Annotated in this window: 9 protein-coding genes and 1 pseudogene; 6 read left to right on the top strand and 4 right to left on the bottom strand. The window is 63.5% G+C overall.

Annotated elements, in window-relative coordinates; all coding sequences use genetic code 11:
- The first annotated feature begins 65 nt into the window (after positions 1-65).
- Together ychF and ACQKQA_RS15470 are read left to right on the top strand one after the other, a co-directional pair.
- Positions 66-1,148 carry a redox-regulated ATPase YchF gene (gene ychF / locus ACQKQA_RS15475; protein ID WP_427559007.1) on the top strand — a complete coding sequence of 361 codons (1,083 nt, stop codon included), beginning with the start codon at positions 66-68 and terminating at the stop codon, positions 1,146-1,148.
- 299 nt (positions 1,149-1,447) lie between these two features.
- Positions 1,448-2,032, top strand: a complete 585-nt coding sequence (locus tag ACQKQA_RS15470) for a TetR/AcrR family transcriptional regulator (protein WP_427559001.1) — start codon at positions 1,448-1,450, stop codon at positions 2,030-2,032.
- Between the two features lie 49 nt (positions 2,033-2,081).
- Here the strand turns inward: ACQKQA_RS15470 and ACQKQA_RS15465 are convergent, their stop codons facing one another.
- From ACQKQA_RS15465 to ACQKQA_RS15455, 3 genes are read right to left on the bottom strand one after another with little or no spacing between them, the layout of a single operon-like run.
- Positions 2,082-3,503 carry an efflux transporter outer membrane subunit gene (locus ACQKQA_RS15465; RefSeq protein WP_427558998.1) on the bottom strand — a complete coding sequence of 474 codons (1,422 nt, stop codon included), beginning with the start codon at positions 3,501-3,503 and terminating at the stop codon, positions 2,082-2,084.
- Positions 3,504-3,508: 5 nt separating this feature from the next.
- Positions 3,509-6,640, bottom strand: coding sequence for a multidrug efflux RND transporter permease subunit (locus tag ACQKQA_RS15460; protein WP_427558995.1), 3,132 nt, complete (start codon positions 6,638-6,640; stop codon positions 3,509-3,511).
- Between the two features lie 27 nt (positions 6,641-6,667).
- A complete protein-coding gene (locus ACQKQA_RS15455; RefSeq protein ID WP_427558992.1) occupies positions 6,668-7,813 on the bottom strand; it encodes a MexC family multidrug efflux RND transporter periplasmic adaptor subunit in 1,146 nt (381 codons plus the stop codon).
- Positions 7,814-7,972: 159 nt separating this feature from the next.
- Here ACQKQA_RS15455 and ACQKQA_RS15450 point away from each other — a divergent pair, with 159 nt between their 5' ends.
- From ACQKQA_RS15450 to ACQKQA_RS15440, 3 genes and pseudogenes are all read left to right on the top strand, one after another.
- Entirely contained in the window at positions 7,973-8,542 is a 570-nt protein-coding gene (locus tag ACQKQA_RS15450; protein ID WP_427558989.1) for a TetR/AcrR family transcriptional regulator, read from the top strand.
- Between the two features lie 83 nt (positions 8,543-8,625).
- A complete protein-coding gene (locus tag ACQKQA_RS15445) occupies positions 8,626-8,889 on the top strand; it encodes a transporter suffix domain-containing protein (RefSeq protein WP_427558986.1) in 264 nt (87 codons plus the stop codon).
- Positions 8,890-8,900: 11 nt separating this feature from the next.
- Positions 8,901-9,208, top strand: a pseudogene (locus tag ACQKQA_RS15440) (DUF7693 family protein).
- A 16-nt stretch (positions 9,209-9,224) separates the two neighbouring features.
- On the opposite strand, the gene ACQKQA_RS15435 reads toward ACQKQA_RS15440, so the two are convergent.
- Complete coding sequence (locus ACQKQA_RS15435; protein ID WP_427558984.1) at positions 9,225-9,566, bottom strand: hypothetical protein; 342 nt, start codon at positions 9,564-9,566, stop codon at positions 9,225-9,227.
- 247 nt (positions 9,567-9,813) lie between these two features.
- On the opposite strand from ACQKQA_RS15435, the gene ACQKQA_RS15430 reads away from it, so the two are divergent.
- Entirely contained in the window at positions 9,814-10,056 is a 243-nt protein-coding gene (locus ACQKQA_RS15430) for a hypothetical protein (RefSeq protein ID WP_427558981.1), read from the top strand.
- Position 10,057: the final 1 nt, after the last annotated feature.

Raw genomic sequence — 10,057 nt, 5'->3', positions numbered from 1 at the left:
GGCCCATGTCGAAGGCCTGGAGCACCTCAAGCAGGCCCAGCTTGAAGGCAAGGGCGTGATGCGGCATCGTCGGCCTGCCTAACGTCGGCAAGTCCACCCTGTTCAACGCACTGACCAAATCCGGTATCGCGGCCGAGAACTTCCCCTTCTGCACCATCGAGCCGAACAGCGGCATCGTGCCGATGCCGGACCCGCGCCTGGACGCCCTGGCCGCCATCGTGGTGCCGGAGCGCGTGCTGCCGACCACCATGGAATTCGTCGACATCGCCGGCCTGGTGGCGGGTGCCTCGAAAGGTGAAGGCCTGGGTAACAAGTTCCTGGCCAACATCCGCGAAACCGATGCCATCGCCCACGTGGTCCGCTGCTTCGAAGACGACAACGTGATCCACGTGTCCAACAGCGTCGACCCGAAACGCGACATCGAGATTATCGAGCTGGAACTGATCTTCGCCGACCTCGACAGTTGCGAAAAGCAACTGCAGAAAGTCGCGCGCAACGCCAAGGGCGGTGACAAGGACGCCGTGGCGCAGAAAGCCCTGCTCGAGCAGCTCATCGCCCACTTCACCGATGGCAAGCCCGCGCGCAGCCTGATGAAGAACATGAGCACCGAAGAGAAGCTGGTGATCCGCGGCTTCCACCTGCTGACCACCAAGCCTGTGATGTACATCGCCAACGTCGCCGAAGACGGTTTCGAGAACAACCCGCTGCTGGACGTGGTCAAGGCCATCGCCGAGGAAGAAGGCGCGGTGGTGGTTCCGGTCTGCAACAAGATCGAAGCGGAAATCGCCGAGCTGGAAGACGGTGAAGAGAAAGACATGTTCCTCGAGGCCCTGGGCCTGGAAGAGCCGGGCTTGAACCGCGTGATCCGCGCCGGTTATGAAATGCTCAACCTGCAGACCTACTTCACTGCTGGCGTCAAAGAGGTTCGTGCCTGGACCGTCCGTGTAGGGGCTACCGCCCCACAGGCTGCTGCCGTGATCCACACCGACTTCGAAAAAGGCTTTATCCGCGCCGAAGTGATCGGCTACGACGACTTCATCCAGTTCAAGGGTGAAGCCGGTGCCAAGGAAGCCGGTAAATGGCGCCTGGAAGGCAAGGAATACATCGTCAAGGATGGCGACGTGATGCACTTCCGCTTTAACGTCTAAGCGACGACCGGAATCCTCGCGGATTTCGCCAGCCCCAAAAACCCCTTGAGGAGAACGGCCTCAAGGGGTTTTTCTTTTCTATCGAGGTCCATCGGGCGGCTGACTCCGCCGGCGGGCTTTCAGGCCATGGTCATTGGCTTTGCTGCCGATCAACCTTGAGACTGAACAGGCACAAAGAATCCAATAAAGAACAAATGAATCAACAATGACTCATTTGAGCAACTACAATATCCGGATGTCAGCAAGGAGCATTCCTTGCTACGAACCTTCCACATTCGCTTGAAGCTCATGAATGACCCATGGCACTCCATGACCAACGCTTTCTCAAACAGCTGGCCACTGCACTAGTCAATCATCCCCGCGCCTCCATGAAGGAGCTGGCGCAATGGGTGGGTGTCAGCAAGGCGACCCTGAACCGCCACTACGGAACCCGCGCCAACCTGGAGCAACAGCTCGAGAGCCACGCCAAAGAGGTGCTGGCGCGGATTACCAGCAGCACCGAGCTGCACAGCGCCGAGCCACTGGACGCCCTGCACCACCTGATAACGGAACACCTCGCCCACCGCGACCTGGTGGCGCTGCTGATGTTCGAGAGTCGCCCAAACACGTCGATACAGGAAAACGAAGCGTTCTATCTCGAGAAACTGGACGCCTTCTTCCTGCGCGGACAGCAGCAAGGCGTTTTTCGCATCGACATCAGCGCCGCCGCCTTCACCGAGCTGTTCATCAACCTGATCCATGGCATGGTCGACGCCGAGCGGCGTGGACGGGCGGCCAGCTCCCACTCCGCCCACACCCTGGCGCAGGTCTTCCTCCATGGCGGCGTCGCCCGCAAGCGCCCGGTGACCCGGGGTACGCGGCCCACCGCACTGGCCAGCCACTAAAAGCGAAAATGGCTGACTGGATCGCTCCAGCCGGCCATTGCCAAGGGTTTCACTGTATCGGCGGTTCTCGATTCTCCTTCCAGCCACCGCCCAGGGAGCGGAACAGGTCCACCAGGGCGATCTGCCGCTGGGTGCTGGTTTCGATGAACGCCGTCTCGTTGACGAAGTTCGTGCGCTGGGCATCGAGGTAGCGCAAGTGGCTGTCGATGCCGCCCTCGTAACGGGCCTTGGCCAACTTCAGCGACTCATTGCTGGTGTTGGCCAGGGCGCGCCGCGCCGCTTCTTCCCGACGCAGGGTGTCGGTGGCCGCCAGGGCGTCCGCCACTTCCCGGAACGCGGTCTGGATAGTGCCCTCGTATGCCGCCACGGCAGAGTCCTTGCGCGCTTCGGCAAGGCTCAGGCCTGCGCGATTGCGCCCGGCATCGAAGATCGGCAGCGACAGCGTCGGCACGAAGCTCCAGGAGCGCGAACCGCCATCGAACAGCCCGGACATCTGCGCGCTCGAAGTGCCGAAGCTGCCAGTCAGGGTGATGCGCGGGAAGAACGCCGCCCGGGCCGCGCCGATATCGGCATTGCGGGCCTGCAAGCGATGTTCGGCGGCCAGGATATCCGGACGACGCTCGATCAGGGTCGAAGGCGATCCCGCGGCAATGTCCTGCACCAGCAGCGGTTTTTCCTGCTGCGACTGCGGTATCGACTTCGCCGCATCCGCGGTGCCCAGCAACAGCACCAGGGCGTTGAACGCCTGCTGTTTCTGCCGCAGGTTGCTCTCCTGATCGGCACGGGACTGTTCCACCAGGCCCAGGGCTTCCTGATAGTCCAGCGCCGTGGCGGTACCCGCCTGGCGACGCTGGCCGATCAGGGCCAGCGAGCTTTCGCGGCTGGCCAGGGTCTGCCGGGTCAGGTCCAGACGACGCTGGGCGCCATCGTGGACCAGGTACGCCTGGGAGACCTCGGCGATCAGCGCGATCTGCGCCGAACGCGCGGCCTCCTCGGTGGCCAGGTATTGCTGCAGCGCCGCGTCGCTGAGGCTCTTGACCCGGCCGAACAGGTCCAGCTCGTACTCCGGCAGCGACAGGCCCACCTGGTACGTGCTGGCAACCCCCGCCTGGCCATTGCTGGACAGGTCGGCGGGCAGCCGCTGGCGGTTGCCCGAGGCCCCCGCATTCAGCCCCGGCACCCGGTCGGCCCGCTGGATGCGGTACTGCGCCCGGGCCTGTTCGATGTCCAGCAGGGTCTGGCGCAGCGAACGGTTATTGTCCAGGGCGGTGCCGACCAGGCGGCGCAACTCGGGATCGACAATGAAGGTCTGCCAGTCCAGCTCGCTGGCGAGCCGACCCTGCTGGGCGGACGAGCCGCTCCAGCTGTCGGCCACCGGCGCGGCCGGGCGCTCGTAGGTCGGCGCCAGCGAGCAGCCGCCCAGGGTCAGGGCGATCAGCAGCGCCGATACGGTAAAAGCAGGGATACGCATGCTGATCACTCCTGGCTCAGGGCTGTGTTTTCGACAGGGGCCGGCTTGCTGCGCAGCACCGACAGCAACCAGACGAAGCAGATGGGCACGAACAGGACGCCCAGGAAGGTGGCACTGAGCATGCCGCCGATCACCCCGGTACCGATGGCGCGCTGGCTGGCCGCACCGGCGCCGGTGGCGATGGCCAGGGGCACCACGCCGAGGATGAAGGCCATGGAGGTCATGATGATCGGGCGGAAGCGCAGGCGCGCGGCCTCGATGGCGGCGTCACGCAGGCTGTAGCCCTTCTCCCACAGTTCCTTGGCGAACTCGACGATGAGGATCGCGTTTTTCGCCGACAGACCGATGATGGTGATCAGGCCGACCTTGAAGTACACGTCGTTGGGCATGCCCACGACCATCACCGCCAGCACCGCCCCCACGGCGCCGATCGGCACGATCAGCATCACCGACAGCGGGATCGACCAGCTTTCGTACAGGGCCACCAACAGCAGGAACACCACCAGGATCGCCAGGACGAACAGGCCCGAGGCCTGGCCCGCGGAGACCTTCTCCTGGTAGGACAGGCCGGTCCATTCGTAACCGATGCCCGCCGGCAGTTGCGACGCCAGGTGTTCCAGCTCGGCCATGGCCTGACCGGTGCTATAACCCGGACCGGCGTCACCGACGATACGGATCGACGGATAGCCGTTGTAGCGCACCAGTTGCACCGGCCCCTCTTCCCACTGGCTGATCACGAAGGCACTGAGCGGTACCTGGTCGCCCTGGTTGTTGGGCACGTACAGCTGGAGCACGCTTTCCGGCGTCATCCGCGCCCCCTGCTCGGCCTGGATCACCACCCGTTGCTGGCGGCCAGCGTTGGTGAAGTCGTTGACCACATCGGAACCGAAGGCCGAGGACAGGGTAGAACTGATGGTCTCGAAGTTGACCCCCTGGGCCCGGGCTTTCTCACGATCGATCACCAGGCGCAATTGCGGCGCCTCGGCCAGGCCTTCCATCATGCCGTAGAGAAACTTCGGATTGCCGGCGATCTGGCCCAGCAGCGTATCCCGCGCTTGCAACAAGGCCTCGCGACCAAGACCACCGCGGTCCATCAGGCGCAGGGCAAAACCACCGGAGTTGCCCAGGCCGTCGATAGGTGGCGGCGAGACCGCCATGATGGTGCCGTCGTTTGGCAACGCAAAGTGCTCGTTCAACGCCGCTACTTCGGCGCCAGCCGACTCTTCCTTGCCGCGTAGCGACCAGTCCTTGAATACAGGGAATGCCAGCGCCGCGTTGTCGCCTTGACCGGAGAAGCTGAAGCCGGAGACGAGGAACATCGAGTCCACGGCATTGCGCCCCTTGATGTACTCCTCCAGCTCCTTGCCGGTGGCATCGGTACGCATGCGGCTGGCGCCCGGAGGCAGTTGCACGTCAACGATCATGTAGCCCAGGTCTTCGCTGGGCACGAAGGCTTCCGGCAGGCGCAGGTAGGTGTAGCCGAGCACGGCGACGATACCGGCGTACACCAGCATGAAGCGCCCGGCACGCTTGACCAGCCCGGAACTGAGTACCGAGTAGCGCTCGGTGACACGGGCGAAACCACGGTTGAAGGCACCGAAGAAACCACCTTTTTCATGGTGCCCTTCAGGGATCGGCTTGAGCAGCGTGGCGCACAAGGCCGGGGTGAAAGTCAGGGCCAGGAAACCGGAGAACAGGATCGAGATCGCCAACGATACCGAGAACTGCTGGTAGATGACGCCCACCGAGCCGCTCATGAATGCCAGCGGCATGAACACCGCGGACAACACCAGGGTGATACCGACGATGGCGCCGGACACCTGCTTCATCGCCTTGACCGTGGCGTCGGTCGGGGACAGTCCCTCTTCGGCCATGATCCGCTCGACGTTCTCCACCACCACGATCGCGTCGTCCACCAGGATACCGATGGCCAGCACCATGCCGAACATGGTCATCATGTTCACCGAGAAGCCCAGCAGGTACATCACCGCCAGGGTACCGAGCAGGCACACCGGCACCACGATGGAGGGGATCAGGGTGTAGCGCACGTTCTGCAGGAACAGGAACATCACCAGGAACACCAGGACCATGGCTTCGATCAGAGTATGGATCACCTTCTCGATGGCCACGTCGACGAAACGCGAGGTGTCGTAGGGTACGGAGTACTGCATGTCGCTGGGGAAGAACTGCGACAGCTCGGCCAGGCGTGCCTTGACCAGGGTCGCGGTCTCGATGGCGTTGGCCCCCGGGGACAGCTGGATCGCGCCCCCCACCGCCGGGGTGCCGTTCAGACGCGAGGAAATGTTGTAGCTTTCGCTGCCGACTTCCAGGCGCGCGACATCGGTCAGCTTGACGGTGGAACCATCGGGGTTGGAGCGCAGGACGATCTGGCCGAACTCTTGTGGGTTGTCCAGGGTGCCCTTGACCGCCAGGGTCGCGGTCAGTTCCTGTTCGCTGGTGCCCGGCGCACTGCCGAAGGCACCGGCCGGTACCTGGACGTTCTGCCCGCGGATCGCGCTGCTCACGTCCTCGATGGACAAGCCATAACCCACCAGTTTCTGGGGATCGATCCAGACCCGCATCGCGGCTTCGGAGGAAAAGAACTGCAGCTTGCCGACACCCGGCAGGCGGCGCAGTTCGTTGTTGATGTTGCGCGCGGCATAGTCGCCCAGGGCGGTGGTATCGCTGCGCTGCACGCCTTCCTTGTAGTTCAGGGCGTAGATCAACAGGAAGCCGGCGCTGGTCTGCTCAACCTGCAGGCCCTGGGTGAGTACGGCCTGGGGCATGCGCGCCTCGGCTTTCTTCAGGCGGTTCTGCACGTCCACCTGGGCCAGGTCCGGGTCGGTGCCCGGCTGGAAGGTCACGACGATCTCGGCAGTACCGTTGGAGTTGTTGGTCGACTCGAAATAGAGCAGGCCCTTGGCACCGTTGAGCGACTCTTCGAGCACGCTGGTCACCGACTCCACCAATACCTTCGCCGAAGCGCCCGGATAAGTAGCGGTCACGGTGATTTGCGGTGGAGCAACGCTTGGGTACTGCGCCACGGGCAGCTTGGAAATGATCAGCAGGCCGGCCAGGGAGATGAATAGCGCCACCACCCAGGCAAAATTCGGGCGCTTGATGAAAAACTCAGACATCAGAAAATCCTCGTGTCGTACCCAAGCTTATTGTTGCGGCTCGGTTTCCTGAGCCAGCTTCGGAGTGACCCTGACGCCCGCTTGCACCGCGGCCAGGCCACCGACTATGACCTGGTCCCCGGCCTTGAGGCCTTCAGTGATCTGCCAGCGCGACCCCTGCATGACACCGGTGGTCACGCTACGGGCTTCGGCACGCTCGTCCGCGCCGACCACCATCACCTGGGAGCTGCCGTCGCTGCTACGCTTCACCGCGCGTTGCGGAACCAGGATGGCCTGGCTGTCGGTGCCTTGAGGCGTCTTGACGCGGACGTACATCCCCGGCAGCAATACGCCATCCGGGTTGGCGAACTTGCCACGCAGGGTGAGCTGGCCGGTGCCGGGGTTGACCGCCACGTCGGTGAACTGCAGCGAGCCCTGGCGCTCGTAGGGAGTGCCCTCGACGCGAATCGTCAGCGCCTTGCTGTCGCCCGCGTCCAGGCTGCCGGTCTTCAGGGCCTCGCGCAGGCGCAGGGCATCGGCGGCGGTCTGGGTGAAGTCGGCGTAGATCGGGTCCAACTGCTGGATACGCGCCATCAGGGTGGTTTCGCCCTGGCCCACCAGGGCCCCCTCGGTGACCAGCGCGCGGCCCACGCGGCCGGAAATCGGTGCCGTGACCGAGGCGTAGCCCAGGTTCAGGCGGGCGGTTTCCAGATCGGCCTGGGCCGAACGGGTCGCCGCCTGGGCACTGTGCATATCGGCGCTGGCGGTGTCGTAGTCCTGCTGGCTCACGGCCTCGATCTTCACCAGCGGCTCGTAGCGCTTGACCCGTGCCTGGGCTTCCTTCAACCCGGCCTGGGCCCGTGCCAGATCGCCCTCGGCGCGGGACACAGCGGCCTTGAGCGGCGCGGGATCGATCTGGAACAGCAGGTCGCCGGCCTTGACGTCGGCACCTTCTTCAAAGCGCTTCTTCATCACGATCCCCGCCACCCGCGCCCGCACTTCCGCAACGCGCACCGGCTCGATCCGGCCCGGCAGTTCCGAGGTCAGCGCCAGGGACTCCGGCACCACCGAGAACACCTCCACCGGCAGCACCATCTCGGCCACATCCTGTTGCTCGTCCGCGGGACCACACCCAGCCAACGCAATGACAGCCGCCAATGCACTGACCCTTCCTATTGCACGCAAATCGACCATGGCACACCCGACTCTTGATTGGTAATGTCCAGAATGGTACTTTCGAATCATAAATGAGTCAATAAAGACTCATATGATCTCTTTTGTCTCAGCCTCTCTGAAGCGCTGCACATTTTTCTACCTGATGCGCGTATTCGAGGACTCAATCAGGACTTGCGAATGACCCTGACGCCCCATGACGAACGATTCATCAAGGCGCTGGCCGTAGCCATCGTCGACCACCCGCGCGCCACGCTGAAGGAATTGGCCGAAGCGGCAGGCATGAGCCGAGCCACCCTGCATCGCTTTTGCGGAACCCGTGACCACCTGCTCAAAATGCTCGAGGACCATGGCAAGGACGTGCTGCACCGGATCATCGAGGCCTGCTGCCTGTCGAGCACCGCCCCACAGGAAGCCCTGCGCAATCTGATCAGGGAGCATCTGGCCCATCGCGAGCTGCTGAGCTTCCTGGTGTTCCAGTACCGTCCCGACTTCCTCGACCCGGAGCTCGACGGGGCCCGCTGGCAGTTCTATATCGAGGCCCTGGACGCCTTCTTCCTGAATGGCCAGCACCAGGGCGTGTTCCGCATCGACATCACCGCCGCGGTATTTACCGAACTGTTCATCAATCTGGTGTACGGCATGGTCGATGCCGAGCAGCGCGGGCGGGCGGCGAGCACCAACTCCGCCCATACCCTGGAACAAATGCTGCTGTATGGCGCATCCCCCCGGGACCCGGGGGAAATCTAGGCAAGACAGTTCCATGCGCTTGAAAACCGACGGCGCCTGGCAGGTGCCGCAACGGCGGGTATCGGCTCGATGAGAGGAATGACATGACTGCAAACACGCTGAGCTTCAGGAAAGAGCTCGGCCTGTTCTTGCTCGGGGTGGTGTTGTGTTACTGGCTGGCGCTGCCTATCTTGCCGTTCCTGGCTTTCCCCCATAAGGCCCTGGTGATTTCGGGCCTGGTGGTTGCCGGCGAGATCCTGCCCCTGGTCGCCATCGCCATTCTCGGCAAGGAATACTGGGGGCAGATCAAGCAATGGCCCCGGCAGCTGTTTCGCTGGCCTGGCAAAAGCCGCAACGACAATGGATAAGGCAAGCCCCCATGACACAGCTATCGGCCCTGAATGCCCGCGAAGTCTGCCAGCGCCTGCGTGACGCGCCCTGGGCGTCTATCCGCTACGCCGGATAGAGGGACAACCCACCCGCGAACGGGTACTGGTGGACATCGAAGGCTGGCAACTGGTCCTGGATTTCGACGGCCGGCACCTGCGGCACTGCCAGAGCTGTACCAGCGCCGAAGGGCGGCACTGGCAGCTCGACACTCGGCAACGCTTCGGCACCGATCCGGTCAGCCTGCTCAGCACCTGGGAATTGGCCCAGGTCGAGGGCCTGCTCGGCGCTACCGGCTAAGCGGCCTTTCATCGAGCTACAGGCATTCCTGGGCGGCCCGTTCGAACTTCGAGGGGGTGAAGCTCGACGCCAGCAAGTGGCGCTCGTACAGGAACACCTTGCCGCCGTTCGGCGCCTTGTAGGCCTCCAGCACGTTGTCCGCCGCGACTTTGCTGGGGACCACGATCCGGTAGCTGCGCTGGGTCTGGGAAACCGTCGGGGTCAGCGCCTGGCCCTGCAACTTGGGCACCAGGCAATCGGCGTATTCGGCGGGGGTCTTGTTCGTCTGCAGGACCAGCGTCGGGTCGTTCGGCGCCGAGGCGCAGCCGGCCAGCAACAGGGAAGCAAGGGTCAAGACAGATAGGGGGAAAGCACGCATCGGCGAAATCCTGGAATAACAATCGGGTTCGTTGCGCAACGGTTCGGCGTCACGGGCGCCGCCGCTGCGTTCATCTATGGGGGCCGGACGCTCATTCCTTGGGCGGCGTCTTCGACGGGGGCGATTTTCCCCGGTTGGCCGGCAAAGCAGAATGTGCATTTCTTGATTGTCACTATCACTTGAACCGATATTTGCGCTCCGTGCAGACTGTCAGGCAGTCCGACTACAACTAAAAAAGGAATTACTCGTGCGAACTTTCGACCTGATCCGTGACGCCGTCCTGCCAGAATTCCGGGAGCGGGTAGCCGATTACCTGATCGACTACGAAACCGCCCTGGCCGACCACAACATCGATGCCGAATCACGGCGGGCCGTGGCCTATCAACTGCGGGGCTATCTGCGGGGCTTGAACACCACGCGGGTGCTGGGCATGGCGGACTGGGAAGAACTCGACCGGCGGGTGCTGGCGACCTGGCTGACAACCGAGTGAC

It is taken from the genome of Pseudomonas sp. NPDC089530, from assembly GCF_050280705.1.
GTDB lineage: Bacteria > Pseudomonadota > Gammaproteobacteria > Pseudomonadales > Pseudomonadaceae > Aquipseudomonas.
The sequence above is the reverse complement of the archived record's forward strand: the minus strand, read 5'-3'. Positions and strand labels throughout refer to the sequence as shown.